This window comes from Klebsiella sp. CN_Kp088 (assembly GCF_040064335.1).
In the GTDB taxonomy this organism is placed as follows: Bacteria; Pseudomonadota; Gammaproteobacteria; order Enterobacterales; family Enterobacteriaceae; genus Klebsiella; species Klebsiella aerogenes.
Genome location: NZ_JBEAIQ010000018.1, coordinates 42,023 through 59,807 on the forward strand (window position 1 = coordinate 42,023; position 17,785 = coordinate 59,807).

15 protein-coding genes and 1 riboswitch are annotated in these 17,785 nt (G+C 56.6%); of the genes, 5 read left to right on the top strand and 10 right to left on the bottom strand.

The window, feature by feature from the left end; all coding sequences use genetic code 11:
• Positions 1 to 437: 437 nt before the first annotated feature.
• Genes araD through araB form a run of 3 tightly spaced genes read right to left on the bottom strand, consistent with a single transcriptional unit; the run spans position 438 to position 4,409 of the window.
• Positions 438 to 1,133, bottom strand: coding sequence for an L-ribulose-5-phosphate 4-epimerase (gene araD / locus ABLV08_RS09365; protein WP_015368280.1), 696 nt, complete (start codon positions 1,131 to 1,133; stop codon positions 438 to 440).
• Between the two features lie 53 nt (positions 1,134 to 1,186).
• On the bottom strand, positions 1,187 to 2,689 hold the full coding sequence (gene araA, locus ABLV08_RS09370) for an L-arabinose isomerase (protein ID WP_015368279.1): 1,503 nt from the start codon (positions 2,687 to 2,689) through the stop codon (positions 1,187 to 1,189).
• Positions 2,690 to 2,699: 10 nt separating this feature from the next.
• Positions 2,700 to 4,409, bottom strand: coding sequence for a ribulokinase (gene araB, locus ABLV08_RS09375; RefSeq protein WP_032709876.1), 1,710 nt, complete (start codon positions 4,407 to 4,409; stop codon positions 2,700 to 2,702).
• Positions 4,410 to 4,743: 334 nt separating this feature from the next.
• Here araB and araC point away from each other — a divergent pair, with 334 nt between their 5' ends.
• Together araC and ABLV08_RS09385 are read left to right on the top strand one after the other, a co-directional pair.
• Positions 4,744 to 5,589: an arabinose operon transcriptional regulator AraC gene (gene araC, locus ABLV08_RS09380; protein WP_015368277.1), complete on the top strand. Its 846-nt coding sequence runs from the start codon at positions 4,744 to 4,746 to the stop codon at positions 5,587 to 5,589.
• Positions 5,590 to 5,717: 128 nt separating this feature from the next.
• Positions 5,718 to 6,485: a DedA family protein gene (locus tag ABLV08_RS09385; RefSeq protein ID WP_015368276.1), complete on the top strand. Its 768-nt coding sequence runs from the start codon at positions 5,718 to 5,720 to the stop codon at positions 6,483 to 6,485.
• On the opposite strand, the gene thiQ is transcribed toward ABLV08_RS09385, so the two are convergent.
• From thiQ to sgrR, 4 genes are all read right to left on the bottom strand, one after another.
• Positions 6,472 to 7,173, bottom strand: coding sequence for a thiamine ABC transporter ATP-binding protein ThiQ (thiQ, locus tag ABLV08_RS09390; protein ID WP_020079620.1), 702 nt, complete (start codon positions 7,171 to 7,173; stop codon positions 6,472 to 6,474). The genes ABLV08_RS09385 and thiQ overlap by 14 nt on opposite strands.
• Positions 7,157 to 8,767, bottom strand: a complete 1,611-nt coding sequence (thiP, locus tag ABLV08_RS09395) for a thiamine/thiamine pyrophosphate ABC transporter permease ThiP (RefSeq protein ID WP_032713348.1) — start codon at positions 8,765 to 8,767, stop codon at positions 7,157 to 7,159. Before thiP ends, thiQ begins: the two co-directional genes overlap by 17 nt.
• The gene (gene thiB / locus ABLV08_RS09400; RefSeq protein ID WP_045363426.1) at positions 8,743 to 9,726 is read right to left on the bottom strand and encodes a thiamine ABC transporter substrate binding subunit; all 984 of its coding nucleotides are present in this window, start codon (positions 9,724 to 9,726) and stop codon (positions 8,743 to 8,745) included. The genes thiP and thiB overlap by 25 nt, the downstream gene beginning before the upstream one ends.
• 31 nt (positions 9,727 to 9,757) lie before the next feature.
• Positions 9,758 to 9,977: riboswitch (TPP riboswitch) on the bottom strand.
• 37 nt (positions 9,978 to 10,014) lie between these two features.
• Positions 10,015 to 11,670 carry an HTH-type transcriptional regulator SgrR gene (gene sgrR / locus ABLV08_RS09405; protein ID WP_032709878.1) on the bottom strand — a complete coding sequence of 552 codons (1,656 nt, stop codon included), beginning with the start codon at positions 11,668 to 11,670 and terminating at the stop codon, positions 10,015 to 10,017.
• A gap of 87 nt (positions 11,671 to 11,757) precedes the next feature.
• On the opposite strand from sgrR, the gene sgrT reads away from it, so the two are divergent.
• Positions 11,758 to 11,910: a glucose uptake inhibitor SgrT gene (gene sgrT, locus ABLV08_RS09410; RefSeq protein WP_015704385.1), complete on the top strand. Its 153-nt coding sequence runs from the start codon at positions 11,758 to 11,760 to the stop codon at positions 11,908 to 11,910.
• A gap of 160 nt (positions 11,911 to 12,070) precedes the next feature.
• On the top strand, positions 12,071 to 13,255 hold the full coding sequence (locus tag ABLV08_RS09415; protein ID WP_015704386.1) for a sugar efflux transporter: 1,185 nt from the start codon (positions 12,071 to 12,073) through the stop codon (positions 13,253 to 13,255).
• A 44-nt stretch (positions 13,256 to 13,299) separates the two neighbouring features.
• Here the strand turns inward: ABLV08_RS09415 and ABLV08_RS09420 are convergent, their stop codons facing one another.
• Positions 13,300 to 14,610: an MFS transporter gene (locus ABLV08_RS09420; protein ID WP_149271480.1), complete on the bottom strand. Its 1,311-nt coding sequence runs from the start codon at positions 14,608 to 14,610 to the stop codon at positions 13,300 to 13,302.
• 230 nt (positions 14,611 to 14,840) lie between these two features.
• Between ABLV08_RS09420 and ABLV08_RS09425 the strand changes: the two genes are divergently transcribed.
• Positions 14,841 to 15,737, top strand: a complete 897-nt coding sequence (locus tag ABLV08_RS09425; RefSeq protein ID WP_047052913.1) for a LysR family transcriptional regulator — start codon at positions 14,841 to 14,843, stop codon at positions 15,735 to 15,737.
• A 37-nt stretch (positions 15,738 to 15,774) separates the two neighbouring features.
• Here ABLV08_RS09425 and aroD read toward each other — a convergent pair whose 3' ends face one another.
• Both aroD and ABLV08_RS09435 read right to left on the bottom strand, forming a co-directional pair.
• Positions 15,775 to 16,530, bottom strand: a complete 756-nt coding sequence (aroD, locus tag ABLV08_RS09430) for a type I 3-dehydroquinate dehydratase (protein ID WP_015704389.1) — start codon at positions 16,528 to 16,530, stop codon at positions 15,775 to 15,777.
• 30 nt (positions 16,531 to 16,560) lie between these two features.
• Positions 16,561 to 17,775 (bottom strand): MFS transporter, encoded by a 1,215-nt coding sequence (locus ABLV08_RS09435; protein WP_015368267.1) that lies wholly within the window; start codon positions 17,773 to 17,775, stop codon positions 16,561 to 16,563.
• Between the last annotated feature and the right edge of the window lie 10 nt (positions 17,776 to 17,785).

The following is a 17,785-nucleotide window of genomic DNA, read 5'->3' on the forward strand; positions in this document are numbered from 1 at the left end:
CGTGGATCAGGTGCCGCTTTGCGCCGGATGGCGGCTGCGCCTTATCCGGCCTACGGTTCTATTCACCATGCTGGCTGATACTGCCGGTGTTGGTGGCCTCAAAATCGCTGAGACGTTCCCGGAAGGCCGGGGCAGCCCGCATGGATGCGGGCTGAGGGCCGTGATTTGCAAGGACGCTGCCTCGGCCCGACCCGAAGCCTGCAGGGATAAGTCGAAGGCACCACGAAGTGGCGATTTTGGCGGCCAGAGCCTGGGAGTACAGAGGGCGGCGGCGACTGGCCGCCCTCTGTGCGCTCCCTGCGCCATGAGAGACATAACGCAGAAAAATTAACCGGGAGCGCAATGTGCTCTGAATTAACACAAAACACACGTTTTTCCCGGACCAAAACAGTTGTAAACCGACAACAGTTTCTACAACATGGCCCAACCAGCGGCCGTTATTGGCCGTAGTAGGCTTTGGCCCCGTGCTTACGCAGATAGTGCTTATCGAGCAGCGTCTGCTGCATATCCGGCAACTGCGGCGCCAGCTGGCGGCAGAAGATCCCCATATAGGCGATCTCCTCCAGCACGATGGCATTGTGTACCGCGTCTTCGGCGTTTTTACCCCAGGCAAATGGGCCGTGGGAATGCACCAGCACGCCGGGCATTTGCGCCGGATCGATTCCCTGCTGACGGAAGGTTTCGACAATCACATTGCCGGTTTCCCACTCATATTCGCCGTTGATCTCCGCATCGGTCATCAACCGGGTGCAGGGGACCGGGCCATAAAAATAGTCTGCGTGGGTGGTGCCGGTCGCCGGAATAGATTGTCCGGCCTGCGCCCAGATGGTGGCGTGGCGCGAATGGGTATGCACAATCCCGCCAAGCGTCGGAAACGCCTGATACAGCAGGCGATGGGTCGGCGTATCGGAAGAGGGCTTTTTGTTGCCTTCCACCACTTCACCGGTTTCCAGGCTGACGACGACCATGTCGTCAGCGGTCATCAGGCCGTAATCCACGCCGGAGGGTTTAATAACCAATACCCCTTTGTCACGATCGACGGCGCTGACGTTACCCCAGGTTAAGGTCACCAGATTATGCTGCGGTAGCGCTAAGTTGGCCTCCAGCACCTGGCGTTTGAGATCTTCTAACATCTTGTTCTCCCTGCCCGATGAGCGGATTGTCATCGGGCATTATGCTTGTGCGCTTAGCGTTTGCTACCGTAATAGACTTCATTCCAGCGCAGCGCGTCTTTGAACGACGGCAGGCGGGTGTCGTTGTCGATGACGGTCAGTTCAATATCCTGCAGCTCGGCAAACTGGCGCATATCGTCGAGGGTTAGCGCATGGCTGAAGACGGTATGGTGCGCGCCGCCGGCGATGATCCAGGCTTCCGAGGCGGTACGCAGATCCGGTTGCGCCTGCCACAGCGCGTTGGCCACCGGCAGCTTCGGCAGATCGTGCGGCGTCGCGACGGTTTCGATGGTGTTGACCAGCAGGCGGAAACGATCGCCTAAATCAATCAGGCTGGCGACGATCGCCGGGCCGGTTTGGGTGTTGAAGATCAGACGGGCCGGATCGGCCTTACCGCCAATGCCCAGCGGCTGGACGTCGAGGATCGGCTTCTCGGCGGTAGCGATAGTCGGGCACACTTCCAGCATGTGCGAGCCCAGCACCAGATCGTTGCCGTTGTCGAAGTGATAGGTGTAATCCTCCATAAAGGAGGTGCCGCCCTGCAGACCGGTCGACATCACTTTCATGATGCGTAGCAGAGCGGCGGTTTTCCAGTCGCCTTCGCCGGCAAAGCCGTAGCCCTGCTGCATCAGGCGCTGTACGGCGAGACCCGGCAGCTGTTTCAGGCCGTGAAGGTCTTCAAAGGTGGTGGTAAAGGCGTGGAAACCGCCTTGCTCAAGGAAGCGTTTCATCCCCAGTTCGATGCGCGCGGCGTCCAGCACGTTCTGGCGTTTATCGCCGTGCACCTGCGCCGCTGGCGTCAGGCGGTAGCTGCTTTCGTACTCATCGACCAGCGCGTTGATATCGCCGTCGCTGATGCTATTCACCACCTGCACCAGATCGCCGACCGCCCAGGTGTTGACCGAGAAGCCGAACTTAATCTGCGCCGCCACTTTATCACCGTCGGTTACCGCCACTTCGCGCATGTTATCGCCAAAGCGGCACACTTTCAGATGACGGGTATCCTGCTTAGAAACCGCCTGGCGCATCCACGCGCCGATTCGCTGGTGCGCTTCTTTATCCTGCCAGTGGCCGGTGACGACGCTGTGCTGCTGACGCATGCGCGCGCCGATAAAGCCGAATTCGCGGCCGCCGTGCGCGGTCTGGTTGAGGTTCATAAAGTCCATATCAATGCTGTCCCATGGCAGGGAGGCGTTGAATTGGGTATGGAATTGCAGCAGCGGCTTGTTGAGGAGCGTCAGGCCGTTAATCCACATTTTCGCCGGCGAGAAGGTGTGCAGCCAGACCACTAATCCGGCGCATTTATCATCGTAGTTGGCGTCGCGGCAAATATGCGTGATTTCATCCGGCGTGGTGCCGAGTGGTTTCAGCACCAGCTTGCACGGCAGTTTTGCTTCCGCATTAAGGCTATTCACCACATGTTCGGCATGTTTCGTCACCTGGCGTAGGGTCTCCTGGCCATACAGGTGCTGGCTACCAATTACGAACCATACTTCATAGTTATCAAAAATCGTCATTTTCGTATCCTTAATGGGTGAGCGCTGCCGGAGATTGCGGGGCGTTTTCCGCCTTTGCAGCCGAAGGGAGATAGTGTTGTTCCGCGCTAGCCGACCACTGCTGGTAGCGCTGATACAGTTGTTCGAAACGTTGCGCCTGTTGCGCGCGCGGCTGCAGGGTGTTTTCCACCTCGCTTGCCATGTTGCGCTGCGCGGCAGGGATATCCGGATAGACGCCCGCGGCGACGGCGGCGAAGATGGCGGCGCCCAACGCGCAGCATTGATCGGAGGCGACAATCTGCAGCGGGCGGTTCAGGACGTCGCAGCAGGCCTGCATGATGACCTGGTTCTTGCGCGCGATGCCGCCGAGCGCCATCACGTTATTCACCGGAATGCCCTGCCCGGTGAAGCACTCCATAATGGCGCGAGCGCCGAAGGCGGTGGCGGCAATCAAACCGCCGAACAATGCCGGGGCGTCGGTGGCCAGATTTAAATCGGTAATAACGCCTTTCAGCCGCTGGTTGGCGTTTGGCGTGCGGCGGCCGTTGAACCAGTCCAGCACCACCGGCAGGTGATCGAGGGAGGGATTATTGGCCCAGGCTTCGGTGAGCGCAGGCAGCAGCTGTTTTTGACTGGCTTTGATTGGCTCGCGCAATTCAGGGTGCTGTTGGGCCAGCTGTTCCAGTGGCCAGCCGAGAATGCGGCCAAACCAGGCATAGATATCGCCGAATGCCGACTGACCGGCCTCCATACCGATGAAATCCGGCACCACGCTGCCGTCCACCTGGCCGCAGATACCTTTCACCGTGCGGTTGCCCACGCTCTGTTTATCGGCGATCAGAATGTCGCAGGTGGAGGTGCCGATCACTTTAACCAACGCGTTAGGCTGCGCGCCGGCGCCGACCGCGCCCATATGGCAATCGAAGGCGCCGCCGGAAATGACCACCGTTTCCGGCAGACCGAGGCGCTGCGCCCATTCGGCGGTCAGGTTGCCGACGGGGAGATCCGCGGTCCAGGTGTCGCGGAATAGTGGCCAGGTAAGGTGGCGGTTAATAATCGGGTCGAGTTCGTCGAAGAAACTGGCGGGCGGCAGTCCACCCCAGCTTTCGTGCCACAACGATTTGTGCCCGGCGCTACAGCGACCGCGACGGATATCCTGCGGACGGGTGGTGCCGGAAAGCAGGGCGGGTACCCAGTCACAAAGCTCAATCCACGACGCCGCGGCCTGCGCGACGGCGCTATCTTCGCGAGTGACGTGAAGGATCTTGGCCCAGAACCATTCGCTGGAGTAGATGCCGCCGATATAGCGCGAGTAGTCTTCTTTACCCGGCGCGTGGCACAGGCGGGTGATGGCCTCCGCCTCTTCCACCGCGGTGTGATCTTTCCACAGCACGAACATGGCGTTCGGGTTGTCAGCGAATTCTTCGCGCAGCGCCAGCACGTTTCCGTCTGCATCAATCGGCGCCGGGGTTGAGCCGGTGCTGTCGACGCCGATACCGACCACCGTCGCCCGTTGTTCAGCGCTTAATGCCGCCAGTACGCTTTTCAGCGCTGATTCCATGGATTCAATGTAATCACGCGGGTGATGGCGGAAGCGGTTATTCGGCCCATCGCAGAACAGCCCTTCCTGCCAGCGTGGATACCACTCTACGCTCGCGGCCAGTTCCGCGCCGGTAGCGCATTCCACCGCCAGCGCGCGTACTGAGTCACTACCAAAATCGAGGCCAATCGCAATTGCCATCTTGTTACTCCATGCTGAAATCATTCATGCAGCAACAGTAGATATCCCCGGCCAAATCCGTCAGGCCGTATTCGCTAATCTTATGGATTATATTGCTGTCACCTTGCAAAGTGTGACGCCGTGCAAATATTCGATGTGGACTTTCCTGCCGTATTTATAGACACTTTTGTTATGCGCTGGATCAACGCGGAATGCGTGCTGGTAGCGCTTTTTTCGCTAGCCGTGCGGGTTTTTGTCTAAATTCCCACCGGTATCGCAGTCGAAACAGCGTGGATGGCGATAAAATGATGAATATGGACAATTGGTGTCAAAAAACTCGTGGAGAACGACGCTTATGGCCGAAACGCAAAACGATCCGCTGCTGCCGGGCTACTCCTTTAACGCCCATCTGGTCACCGGCCTGACGCCGATTGAGGCGCAGGGATATCTCGATTTCTTTATCGACCGCCCGCTGGGCATGAAAGGCTATATTCTCAACCTGACGATCCGCGGCGAGGGGGTGATCAACAACCACGGCGAGCAGTTCGTCTGTCGTCCCGGCGATATGCTGCTGTTTCCGCCGGGGGAGATTCACCACTATGGTCGCCATCCCGACGCCAGCGAGTGGTATCACCAGTGGGTCTATTTCCGCCCACGCGCCTACTGGCATGAATGGCTCAACTGGCCGACGATCTTCGCCCATACCGGTTTTTTCCGCCCGGATGAGCAATGGCAGGCGCGGTTTGGCGAACTGTTCGGGCAGATCGTTGACGCCGGGCAGGGGGCGGGGCGCTATTCCGAACTGCTGGCGATTAACCTGCTGGAACAGTTGCTACTGCGGCGCATGGAGGCGATTAACGAATCGCTGCATCCGCCGCTGGATAACCGGGTGCGCGACGCCTGTCAGTACATCAGCGACCATCTGGCGGACAGCCATTTCGATATCGCCAGCGTCGCCCAGCACGTCTGTTTGTCGCCTTCTCGTTTGTCGCATCTGTTTCGCCAGCAGTTGGGGATAAGCGTACTTGGCTGGCGGGAAGATCAGCGAATTAGCCAGGCCAAACTGCTGTTGAGTACCACCCGGATGCCGATTGCCAGCGTCGGCCGCAACGTTGGCTTCGAAGATCAGCTCTATTTTTCGCGAGTCTTTAAAAAATGCACCGGCGCCAGTCCCAGTGAATTCCGCGCAGGATGTGAATAAAAAGTAAAGAAAGTGAAATGATGACCCGCTTAAATGTCACAGCCAGTAAACTATTAAGACAATTGGTGGCTTGACGACGACGTGACGGCTCCGGAGAATCCGGGCTTCGTTTTTTAACCGGGTACATTATGCAGGCATTGCTGGAACACTTTATCACCCAATCCACGGTCTACTCGTTGATAGCCGTGATGCTGGTGGCATTTCTTGAGTCGCTGGCGCTGGTGGGGCTTATCTTACCCGGCACGGTCATGATGGCTGGTCTGGGGGCGCTTATCGGCAGCGGCGAAGTTAACTTCTGGCAGGCGTGGCTGGCGGGGATTGTCGGCTGCCTGTTGGGAGACTGGATCTCATTCTGGCTCGGCTGGCGCTTTAAAAAGCCGTTACACCGCTGGTCGTTTATGAAAAAAAATCGCGCGCTGCTGGAGAAAACCGAACACGCGCTGCACCAGCACAGCATGGTGACGATTCTGATTGGCCGCTTTGTCGGGCCGACGCGGCCATTGGTGCCGATGGTCGCCGGGATGCTCGACCTGCCGGTAGCGAAGTTCGTGCTGCCGAATATTATTGGCTGCCTGCTCTGGCCGCCGCTCTATTTCCTCCCCGGCATTCTGGCGGGGGCGGCGATAGATATTCCTGCCGATGAAAACAGCGCCAGCTTCAAGTGGCTGCTGCTGGGCGCGGCGCTGCTGGCGTGGCTGGCGGGCTGGCTGTGCTGGCGGCTGTGGCGGAGCGCGAAAACTTCCGGCGATCGTCTGACCCGTTGGTTACCGCGTGGACGCCTGCTGTGGCTGACGCCGTTGATGGTGACGCTGGCGGTAGCGGCGCTAACGTTTGTCTTCCGCCACCCCCTGATGCCGGTCTACCTTGAGATACTGCATAAGGTCATTTCGCGCTAATTCCCAACAGCGCCGAGGCGCTGCTGTTGCCGCTTAACAGGTCGTCAGTGGCGCCGTCCCAGGCAATGCGCCCTTCGGCGACCACGATGGAGCGAGGCGCAATGCGCGCCGCATCCTCCACGCTGTGCGATACCATCAACAGCGTCAACTGCTGCCGCTGACAGACATCGGCGACCAGCGTTAGCATCTCCTGGCGCAGTGCCGGATCAAGCGCCGAGAAGGGTTCATCAAGCAGCAGCACCGGCTGTTGGCGCACCAGACAGCGGGCCAGCGCCGCCCGCTGCCGCTGGCCGCCGGATAGCTCGCCAGGCAGGCGATCCAGCAGCGTATCCATTCCCATCTGTCCGGCTATCGCCGTGACCTGCGCGCGCTGCTCGCGGTTCAGCTTCAGGCCGGGGTGAATGCCGAGGCCAATATTCTGCCGGACGGTGAGATGGTTAAACAGGTTGTTCTCCTGAAACAGCATAGAAACCGGACGCTGTGCCGGCGGCGTGGCGTTATGCTTCTCGCCGTCGATCAGTAGGCTACCGCTGGCGGGGGGCAGAAACCCGGCAATCAGATTCAGCAGCGTGCTCTTTCCGGCGCCGCTGGGACCGAGCACGGCGATGCGCTCTCCGCGCTCGACGCTGAGCGTAAAGCGCATCGGCAAGTGCTGATACAGCCAGGTGACATCATTGAGTTTTAGCATCGCGTCCCGGTAGTTTCTCGATCAAAGTAAAAAGGATAAAGCACAGCAACAGGAGCAGGAGGGCGGTGACCGCGCCGTCCTGGCTGCGGTAGGAGCCGATCTGCTGATACAGATAGAACGGCAGCGTGCGGAAAGATTCATTGCCGAATAGCGCCACCACCCCGAAGTCGCCGATTGACAGTACGCAGGCGAAAGCCAGGGCCTGCGCCAGCGGCCGTTTCAGCGCCCGCAGCTCCACCACCCGCAGCCGGTTAAAACCTTGTAGCCCCAACGACTGACACAAAGCGCCATAGCGGGCGGCAATATCGCGCATTGGATTTTCCAGCACTTTTAGGGCATAGGGGATAGCCATCAGCGCGTTGGTAAAGATGACAATCCCGTCGGCGGATTCCGGCAGGCCGACGCTGTTATTGAGCAGCAGGAAGAAACCGGTCGCCAGCACAATTCCCGGCATGGCGAGGATGAGCATACCGCTGAGCTCCAGCGTCTGCCCGGCCAGCGGCAGGTTGCGGGCGCGCAGTTCACGGCTGCTCCACAGCAGCATCATGGTCAGAATGACGCTGAGCACACCGGCGGCGAGGGCGATACGCAGCGAGGTCCACAGCGCCTGCCATAGCGCGGCTTGGCCCAGCACCTTCGGCAGATTGACGTTGAGACCATCGACGATCACCGCCAGTAGCGGCGGAAGCAGCAACAGCAGAGCGAGCGCGATTAGCGCGTAATCACACAGGCGACTATGCAGACGGTCGTCGGGGTCGCGCCAGCCTTGTACCTGACTGGCGCCGATCGCCACGGCTTTGCTCAGGCGCTGGCTCAGCAGCACCAGCCCAAGGCAGCAGATCATTTGAATAATCGCTAACAGCGCCGCCCGCGCCGGGTCGTAATCAAAGCTTAGCGCCTGATAGATAGCCAGCTCAATGGTGGTGGCCCGTGGCCCGCCGCCTAGTGACAGCACGGTGGCGAAACTTGCGAAGCACAGCATAAAGATCAGCGCGGCCACCGGTGGGATCTGTCGACGCAGCCACGGCCATTCCACAAGACGGAAGAAGACGAAACCGCGCATGCCGAGCTGAGCGGCGATTTGCCGCTGTTCGCCGGGGATGTTTTCCAGCGCCTGCAGCAGCAGGCGGGTCGCCATTGGCATATTAAAGAACACATGGGCCAACAGGATGCCCTGTAAGCCATATGGCGAGAAATCCCACTGCCAGCCGAGCGCGTGGAACAGCGCGGCGAGCCAACCCTGGCGGCCATAGACGCTGAGGATGCCGAACACCGCCACCAGAACCGGCAGGATCAACGTCATCGCGCACAGGCGCAGCAGCAGCATGCGCCCCGGAAAGCGGCGGCGATACAGGGCGCGGGCAAGGAATATCGCCGGCACTACCGAAAACAGCGCCGACAAAAACGCCTGCCAGAAAGAAAAGCGTACGACGTGCCAGAGATAGCTATCGCTGAGGATCGTCTGCCAGGGCGCCTGCGGCGCCTCCAGCCACAGCGCCAGAAACGCCGCCAGCGCTACGATGACCAGTAAGCAGGCCGCCGCGGCGCCGGGGATCAACCAGCCGAAACTTAGCGGCTGACGGCGCGTTGCCATGAACCGATCCAGTTTTGACGTTCAGCGGCGACCTGCTGCGGGGTGAACTGCAGCGTGGTTTGCGGTTTGGTCAGCGTGTTGAAGCCAGCCGGCAGCGCCACCTGGGTCACCGGGTACATCCAGTTGCCGGTGGGGATGGCGTTCTGGAAGCCTGGCGAGACCATAAATTTCAGGAACTTCTCCGCCAGTTCCGGCTGCTTGCTGGCGGCGGTACGCGCGGCGACTTCAACCTGCAGATAGTGGCCTTCGGTAAAGTCCGCCGCGGCATAATTATCTTTTTTCTCTTCGATGAGGTGATAAGCCGGCGAGGTGGTGTAGCTCAACACCAGGTCGCTTTCGCCTTTCAGGAACAGGCCGTAAGCTTCGCTCCAGCCCTTGGTGACGGTGACGGTTTTGGCCGCCAGCTTCTGCCAGGCTTCCGGCGCCTTATCGCCATACACCTTTTGCATCCACAGCAACAGGCCGAGCCCCGGCGTACTGGTGCGCGGGTCTTCGTAAATCACGCGCCATTTCTGCGGGCTCTCGACCAGCTCTTTCAGGCTTTTCGGCGGGTTTTTCAGCTTGTTTTTGTCATACACGAAGGCGAAGTAGCCGTAGTCGTAAGGCACGAAAGTATCGTTATCCCAGCCGCCGGGTACGGTGACTGCGCTGGCCGGCACGCCGCTTTTGGCAAACAGTTTGCTCTGCGCCGCCGCTGCCAGCAGATTGTTATCAAGGCCGAGCACGACATCGGCTTTGCTGTTTTTGCCTTCCATTCGCAGCCGGTTAAGCAGCGAGACGCCATCTTCGAGGGCGACATATTTCAGTTCGCAGCCGCAATCGGCCTCAAATGCCTTTTTCACCGCCGGGCCAGGACCCCAGTCGGCAGAGAATGAATCGTAGGTGTATACGGTCAGGACCGGTTTAGCAAAGACCGGGGCGGCGACCAGCGCCAGCAGGGGAAGCAGTTTTTTCAACACTTTGCACCTCAGTATATGGGGAGGCAAAGGATTTTGAGTAGGCCTCAAATCCCTTCGCCGGCGTTATCCGGATCAGGTTCGACGGGTATTTTCTCAGCCCATACGCTTCATCCTTCAAGCCGCATCTGCGTTAGCTTCGCGCGTTCACCCCAGTCACATAGTTATCTATGCTCCAGGGGACTCACCCGCTTGCTGCCTTGATGCAACTTGAATGATATTGCGTATGTTTATTAGCACCCCGTTGAGAACGGCGATAGTGTAATGATTTTGTTAGATGACGCAAAGCATTCAGGGCTCCGGCGGGGCGAACCACGCCGATTTAAAGTCGAACCAGCCGAGGGTGTTCATGCGCACGCCGCGCATGCTGCGCTGGCCCTGAATCATTAGCCAGTGGTGGATCAGCGGAACAATATGCTGTTTCTCCAGCAGTTGCTGGCTCCAGGTTGCCGGGTTGAACTCGCCCGCGCGCCAGCGGTTGGCGTCTGCCTCCCAGTCGATGGGAATGCAGTGATGCATGAGCGGCACTTCATATAAATAAGCGAACAGGGAAAAATCGATTGGCAGCGTGAAGTTGACGCTGTTGAGCCAGATATCGCTCACCGTTTCGCCGCGATGCCAGTCGTCGTACTCCAGCTCCTGAATGTTCAGCCTCACCTGATGTTCCGCCAGCAGCGCCCGCATGATCCCGCCAATGACCCGATGTTCCACATGATCGCGATAGTAGGTGAGGGTAACTGACTCCAGGCCGGCCGGTTTTTCGCAGGCGTGACTGCGGGCGTGGTGCCAGCGCGGCAGCAAGCCGTAGGCCGGGAACCAGTTGCCTTGATAGTGCTCGCCGGCGTGATATAGCAGGTTGGCGGGCTGGAACAGATAACTTAACCAGCGGCGCACGTCATCATTGCCGCCCAGCGGACTGCGACTATCAAAGAGCAGGTAATAGCACCCTTCTTCCAGGCGGCTCTCTACGGCTTTTTCGCTCTCGGTATTGCCCTGCAGGGTTAAGCCGCCGTTGGGTTCTTCGCTAATTTCCGGCAGCACCCAGACGTTAACCTCATCGATCAGCGCCCGATAGCCGAAGTACTCTTCGAAGGCATGGATTTTTAACTGGTTTTGATTATTGCGCGCGACCGCGTAAGGGCCGGTACCGATAGGCATACTGGAAAAGTTCTCCATCGTCCGCCATTCCTGCGGCAGCGCCATCGCCGGGACCTGGCCTAACAGCCAGGGCAGCCAACGATCCGGTTGGCTGAGATGAATATCCAGCGTCCAGGCGGTCGGCGAGACGATGCGCTCGATATGGGAAAATAGCGGCAGTTCGCTGCTGCGCTGTAGCGAGGAGATAACGTCGGCCATCTCCAGCTCCCGGCCATGATGGAAATGAATGCCGGGACGCAGAAAAAAACGCCAGTGGTTAGGCGAAATTTGCTGCCAGTGGTGGGCGATATCGGCCTCCAGTTCCCCATTTTCCTCATTTACCCGCGTCAGCGCGCTAAAAATTTGCCGCGCGATGTGGGTCTCCGAACGGCGCAACGCACTGCCGGGCAGCAGATTCTTCATCGGCCGATAGTAGAGCACGCGCAGGATGTGGCGCCCCTGGCGGAAGCTGCGGCCAAGATGGGAGATCAACATCTGTCTGACCGCGGTTTTATCGCCAACCAGTTGCACCAGCTGATCGATGCGATCCTGCTCCAGTAGATCCTCGGCGCGCTGCTGCTGTAGCGCCAGACCGGTATAAAGGAAGGTCAGTCGGGAACGCTTGCCGCGCCCGGCTTCGGATTCCCAGGCAAGCCAGCCGCGCGCTTCCATCAGATTAAGTAAGGTGCGCATATGGCGGCGCGAACAACTGAGCATTTCCGCCAGTTCGTTGAGGGTGGTCTGCTGCGACCTACCGTCGCAGCATTGCCACAGGCGGATGAACTGTTGTTGCAGACGACTGGAAGGCATAAAAGGGGAACTCCTGACGAAAACTCAGCAATTTATCAGTTCCTATATTAAGCCAATAATGGACCTCGATGAAGTAAGGAGATGAATATGACGAGGTCAACCACTAAGCAGTTCTATCAACGGTACTTTTCTGCGACGCAGGGAGCGTCCTGGCTGGCCCGCCAGTTAGCAGGTAGGCAGCAGAAAATGCTGGAGGAATTGATGCAGTGGGGAGTTACGTCGCCGACCTCCGATCGTTGACTTGCCGACATCATGTGTGACTGAGTATTGGTGTTATACTCGCCATCTTCAGGCTGCAAGCGCATTGGCTGCAACTCGAAATCCAGAGTATTGAATCACCCGCCAGCAGATTGCTTCTGCTGGCTTTTTTCGTTTACTTCGCGTGTGTTAAGGATATTTCATGCTGTGGTTGATGACGATGGGGCGACGGCTAAACGGCGTCTACGCCGCCTTTATGCTGGTGGCTTTTATGATGGGGGTGGCCGGGGCGCTGCAGGCGCCGACGCTTAGCCTGTTTCTCAGCCGTGAAGTCGGCGCGCAGCCGTTCTGGGTTGGCCTGTTTTATACGGTGAATGCGATTGCCGGTATCCTGGTGAGCCTGGCGCTGGCCAAACGATCCGATAGCCGCGGCGATCGTCGGCGGTTAATTATGTTCTGCTGCCTGATGGCAGTGGGTAACGCGCTGCTGTTCGCTTTCAACCGCCATTATCTGACGCTTATTACCTGCGGCGTCATGCTGGCTTCGGTCGCTAATGCGGCAATGCCGCAGCTGTTTGCCCTCGCCCGCGAATACGCCGATAGCTCTGCCCGCGAAGTGGTGATGTTCAGCTCGGTGATGCGCGCCCAGCTGTCGCTGGCGTGGGTCATTGGTCCACCGCTGGCTTTTATGCTGGCGTTGAATTATGGCTTTACGACCATGTTCTCCATTGCCGCCGGGATTTTTGTCATCAGCCTGGCGCTGATTGCCTTTAAGCTGCCTTCGGTGGCGCGCGTGACGCAACTGCAGGAAGGCAGCAGCCTGCCGGAGCTGGAAGGCGGCTGGCGCGATAAAAACGTGCGCATGCTGTTTATCGCTTCTACGCTGATGTGGACCTGCAACACGATGTATATCATCGATATGCCGTTGTGGATCAGTAGCGATCTTGGCCTGCCGGATAGCCTGGCGGGGATACTGATGGGCACGGCTGCCGGTCTTGAAATTCCGGCGATGATCCTGGCTGGCTACTACGTTAAGCGTTGGGGTAAACGCAAAATGATGGTGGCGGCAGTCGCCGCCGGCGTGCTGTTCTATGTGGGGCTGATTATGTTCCATGGCCGCACGGCGCTGCTGGCGCTGCAGCTATTCAATGCTATTTTCATCGGTATTATCGCCGGGATCGGCATGTTGTGGTTCCAGGATCTGATGCCGGGGCGCGCCGGGGCGGCGACCACGCTGTTTACCAATAGTATCTCCACCGGGGTTATTCTGGCCGGAGTGATTCAGGGAGCGCTGTCGCAAAGCTATGGTCACGGTAGCGTGTACTGGACAATCGCGGCGATTTCTCTGCTGACGCTGTTTTTGACCAGCCGGGTTAAAGATATTTAAGTCAATCTCCCGCGCCGGCCATGCTGGCCCGGCGCGGGATAGCGTTACTTCAGTACGATTCGCTTGATGTCGCCGATAATAAAGATGTAGGCAATCACCCCGATCAGGGCGGTCACGCCAACGTAAATGAGGGCGTAAAAGAAGTTACCGGTGGCTGATATAATCACGCCAATGATGAGTGGCGCAATAATTGATGCCAGGTTGGCGCAGAAGTTAAATATACCGCCGGTCAATCCAGCCATATTATCCGGGGCAATATCAGATATTAACGTCCAGCCCAGACCGACCATTCCCTGACCAAAGAAAGCGATCGACATAATAATAATCACCGTCGAATTCGCGCTGACCCAATTGGCGGCGATAATGCAGCTGGAAAGGAGTAATCCGGAAATTATTGGAAGTTTTCGGCTTATATTTGCCGAGCCGGTACGCTTAAGTAGCCTGTCGGAAATCCAGCCGCCGAAGATGATGCCAACCGCGGCGGCCAGGAAGGGCCAGGTGGCGAAAAAACCTACATGAAGCCACGGTAGATGGCGTTCGTTGGCCAGATAGGTTGGAAACCAGGTGAGGAAAAAGACCAGCGTGGTGTTACCGGCAAACTGCCCCAGGCTGGCGCCGATAATTTGTCGGCAGCACAGTAGCCGCCTGGCATCACGCCAGTTAAATGGAATGTTTTCACTCTTATTGGAAATTTGGTTGGCGCCAATATAATCCAGTTCTGCTTTATTTGCTGTTTTCGATTCATGTGGCTCATGATAAAAACGCCACCATACGAAAGTGAATAAAATTCCCAGCCCGCCGGTCAGAAAAAATAAGGTGCGCCAGCCGTGGTGTTCGAGGATTAAAAATAACAATGGCGAGAAGGCGGCTAACCCAATGTATTCACCAACCGTATAAGTTGCGGTAGCCCTGGCCCGTTCATGCTGGGGAAACCATTTGCTGACAATGCGGCTATTGGCCGGAAAGCAGGGGGCTTCACTGACGCCCAGGCCCAGACGCAAAAGGAGCAAAGATTTCAGCCCCAGCGAGAAGCTTTGCAGCAGCGTAAACAGAGACCAAAAGAAGATGGAGAGGGCGTAGGTCAGTTTATTACCGAATCGGTCTAAAAACATGCCGCCAGGAATTTGCGCCAGCGCATAAGTCCAGGCAAAAGCGGAAAAAACAATGCCCATCATCGCCGGATCAATATGGATTTCAGTGGTTAATTTTGGAGCAACGATTCCAAGAATGGTACGATCGAGATAATTAATCATCGTACCCAGCGATAACAGCGATAAAATAAAAATACGCGTTCTGCTTCTTTTTAGCGTGCCGGGCGATGATGCCAGGCTCCCTTGAGCGTCAGGTATGCACATAAAGATTTCCTTTAAAGTTTAAAATATTTTTGCATGTATTTATGCATGCAGAAATACTCTAAGGATTCATAGACTGGGTCTATGAATGGCAACGCTTTGTTACGCACAAAAGGAAATATCAAATAATATTTGATGTGAATCTGATATTGACTCGTTGTAGCGTATTATCAACCTGCCGCATGGTATATTAAACGCAGTGGTCTTATTCTTATATTATACGGACAAAAATAATGAACCTGAAGCAACTTTATTATTTTAAGCGATTGAGCGAGACGGAGCATTACACCGAGGCAGCATCCAGTCTGTTCATTACTCAACCCTCGCTAAGCCACGCCATATCTGAGCTGGAGAAGGAACTTGGCGTGGCGCTGTTCGCCAGAAAAGGACGCAACGTCAAAATTACGCAAAACGGTAAACGTTTTTTGCCCTATGTGGAGGATGCGCTCACTTCTCTGGAGAACGGGCGTCTGACGCTGCAAAACAATGATAGTGAAAAGAAAGAGAATATTCGTATCGCCTTTATTTATACGATGGGTGAATCTGTTGTTCCTCAGTTAATTAATAAATACACTAATTCACCTTCCAGTCACAAGGTGACTTTTTCCTTTACGCAAGGCACTTCGCTTTCGTTATTACAGGCGTTAAAGGCAGGAAAAACCGATCTGGCGATTTGTTCATATATTGCCGATGAACCCGAAATCGACTTTATTCCTATTATTCAGCAGGAGTTGGTGGTGGTGACCGCGAAAGATCATCCGCTTGCCCGGCTGTATGATAATGAGGTCGATTTGGTTGAGACGATTCACTATCCCTATATCTATTTTTCAGAGAACAGCGGTCTGCGGCCATTTATTGATAATGTCTTTATGCAACAAAAACTGGTACCGGATATCGCCTGCTACGTCGATGAAGATACTGCGATGGCGGGGCTGGTTAGCATCGACTATGGCATTGCGATTATGCCGAGGATCTCCGCACTGGCAAATTATAACGTGCGCATTCTGAAGATTAAAAATGCGATCCCACCTCGTTATATTTACCTCGCAACAATGAAAGAAAGGGTACTTTCCTCAGCGATTCAATCGTTTAAAAACGTCATCATTAACGATAGCCAGAGAATCAACTGAGCAAGCGCCCGGAGACTGGCTCCGGGCAGCCTGTTTATCAGGACAAAATGTCCATCAGTTCGCGCAGCTTAGCTATGGCAATCTGGCCCGGGGCGGAGGCCTGGCCGACGGTGCCAAAGGTCATCGCTGAACCGAACAAGCGACCGGTTACCCGGCTAACGCCGCCGGATTTGCCCATCGACATGGTGATCAGCGGGCGCGTCGCATACTTCTCTTTCATGGTCAGCGTGGCGGAAAGCAGAGTGAGAACGTCCTGAGGCGTCTGCGGCATCACCGCGATCTTCGGCAGATCGGCACCCAGATCCTGCATTCGACGCAGTCGATAGATGATATCTTCCTGCGCCGGCGTTTTATGGAAATCATGATTGCTCATAATCACTTTTACGCCGGCCTGATGGGCGTCGTTCACCAGCGCGCGAATTTGCGCTTCATCGTTAAACAACTCGATGTCGATAACATCGACTAATCCGCTTAGCGCCGCCTGGCGGTTAAGTTCAAAATACGCTTCGTCGCTGATTTCCGTTTCGCCGCCTTCTTTCTTACTGCGGAAGGTGAACAGCAGCGGGAGTGCTTTCAGGGTATGACGGATTTCCGCCAGTGCGGCCAGCACCTGGGGGATTTCCCGGACGTGAGTAAAATGGTCAACGCGCCATTCGATAATATCAGCGCCCGCGTCAACCAGGCCTTGAGCATTAGTCAGCAGTTCATCCAGCGTTTTTCCGATCAGCGGTACGCAAATTAAGGTTTCGCCTTCCTTGAAGGTGATGTTCTTTACGGTTACTGCAGTTGTCATGTAGGTATCCATTATTGTTGTCGTTGAACCTCAGGCGGTGACGGTGGTGCGAGACACTCTTTGCGCCGCGCGAGCCTGAAGTTGACGATAGCCGATGTACAGGGCGATCACAAAGCCGATGACGGCGATCAGGAAATCAAACCACATAATGCTGGCAATGCTAATCTGTGAAAGCTTTGCGGTGATAAGCGGGATCGTGAAGCTCGCGATGCTGCCTGCGGTGTAGAAGATCCCCGTTGCCTTGCCTTTGCCGTTCGGAAAGCTCATTGCCATGATGGTCGCCCCCAGCTGCAGTACCCCGCCGGCGGCGGCAAAGCCGATGACGAAGGCAAAACCGGTAACCATCACCGGTGTCGGGAATAAGCACACTAACAGCAGTGAGACCATCGACAGACAGGTGTAGATGATCATGGCTACCGCGGAACTGAACACCTCTTTGACGAAGGCGGCGGTCACGAAGACGCAGACCAGTGAACCGACGGTATAGATACTCAGCAGCTTGATCGCCGAGGCATAAGGCATACCGACCACGAACTGGCCATATTGCGCCAGCCACTGGCTTACCAGGTAAAAGGTCGCCATGCCGATATAGCCGTACAGGGTAAAGATTACCATGTCCAGTTTGTTGGCTTGCGGTTTAGCGGAAGCCGCTGCCTGCGCCGCGGGGATCTCTTCTTTTTTGGCCGCCTGGCTATCGGGGAACGGCATCTTGAGCAGATAGATTGCGCTCAAGATAAATAGAGCCGCCGCAATCACAAACGACCAGCCAAACCACAGATTTGCCCATATCAGCAGGCTGATAATGAACGGCAGCAGGAACTGCCCTGCGGAAACGAAGGCTTTGATGAGCACGTTAGCGCGGCTGGCGGAGTGCGGGAAAGACTCCATCAGCGCCGGATAGGTTCCGGAGTCGAGGAAGCTGTTCGCCAGACCAGCCATGATGCCGAACACGTAGGCCAGATAGATATTTTTGGTCAGCAGAATGCCGACGAAGAAGATCAGATAACTCAGGATCCCTAGATAGATAAAAGGCTTACGACCAAAGCGATCCGACAAAAAACCGGTCACGATCGTCGCCAGCTTACCGATACCTAATGAGGAGATAACGATCGATACGCCGGCAGCGTCTGTTCCCCACTGTTCCTGAAGATGGGCCATGTTGAGGGTGATTAACAGCACCCCCATGCCATGGATCAGGTAGTTGAGATACAGCCCTGCCGCAGTAGGGATGTATTTATTTTTCATCTCTGGCCTC